At 69.2% G+C, this 918-nt stretch carries 1 protein-coding gene and 1 pseudogene; both read left to right on the forward strand.

The annotated features are described in order from the left end of the window. Positions 1 to 537, forward strand: a 537-nt coding sequence (gene csb2 / locus ACFWJO_RS39380; RefSeq protein ID WP_386873060.1) for a type I-U CRISPR-associated protein Csb2, incomplete at its 5' end; no start/stop codon positions are given. Continuing rightward, positions 534 to 918: pseudogene (locus tag ACFWJO_RS39385) on the forward strand (hypothetical protein); the annotation flags it as partial. The gene csb2 and the pseudogene ACFWJO_RS39385, both read left to right, overlap by 4 nt.

Raw genomic sequence — 918 nt, forward strand, 5'->3', positions numbered from 1 at the left:
TGGCCCGCCCTGGGGATGCTGGCATCAGCCGTGGCCGGCGTCCGCCGTGTCGTCACCTCAGAGCACCAGCTGACCGTCGCCCCCGAGGAGATCGAGGTGTATGACGGGGCGCAATTCTGGAAGGCCCCGCCCGAGGGTGCGGTGCGGACGTGGGACGCCCAGCCGGCCGTGGTCGTAGAACGACGGCTCAAGTCGAAGCCCCCGATCCGGGACGTCGACCTGGCTGCCGCATGGTCTCTGGGCAATGTGCTCCGCGACCTCGAACCGGCGTTCACGACGAAGGACCCTGTTGCTCGACACGCAGCGGTCGTGGAGAGCGGAGCGCGGCTTCGGGGCAGGGCGTTCCGCACGCTCACGCCGACGGCGTACGTCCACCGTACGGACCGCCGCAGCCCCATCGAGCCGTTCCGCCTCACGCTCACTCTCAGTACCGTCGTGCCTGATCGGGCCATCCTCGCGCTCGGTCAGAGCCGTCATCTGGGCTGCGGACTGCTGGTGCCCACGGACATTCCCGGATCGACCCAGGAGCGGTCATGAACGTCAATGACAAGGCGGCCTTGACCGTCGCCATCGATGAGTTCGACGAGTTCTTCGCCGCCGTGAACCATGGCCGTGAGCCCTACGCCTGGCAGCGTGCTCTGCTGAGGCAGGTCGTGACGACGGGACGCTGGCCTGACGCCGTCGTTGCGCCCACGGGCGCTGGCAAATCGAGCGTCTTGGAGGTGCACGTCTTCGCGGTGGCCATGACCCACGCACCCGGGTGGGAAGGGGCCCGGGCCCCTCGTCGCCTCTGGCACGTGGTGGGGCGCCGAGCGCTCGTTGACGACATGGCCTCCCGGGCCGAGGGTGTGTTCGACCAGCTCGCCGAGATCACGGACGTCCCGGGTGAGGCGCCATTGAGCCGAGTCGCAGCTGCCC

Origin of the sequence: Streptomyces sp. NPDC127092, assembly GCF_042722475.1 — a bacterium.
Lineage (GTDB): Bacteria > Actinomycetota > Actinomycetes > Streptomycetales > Streptomycetaceae > Streptomyces.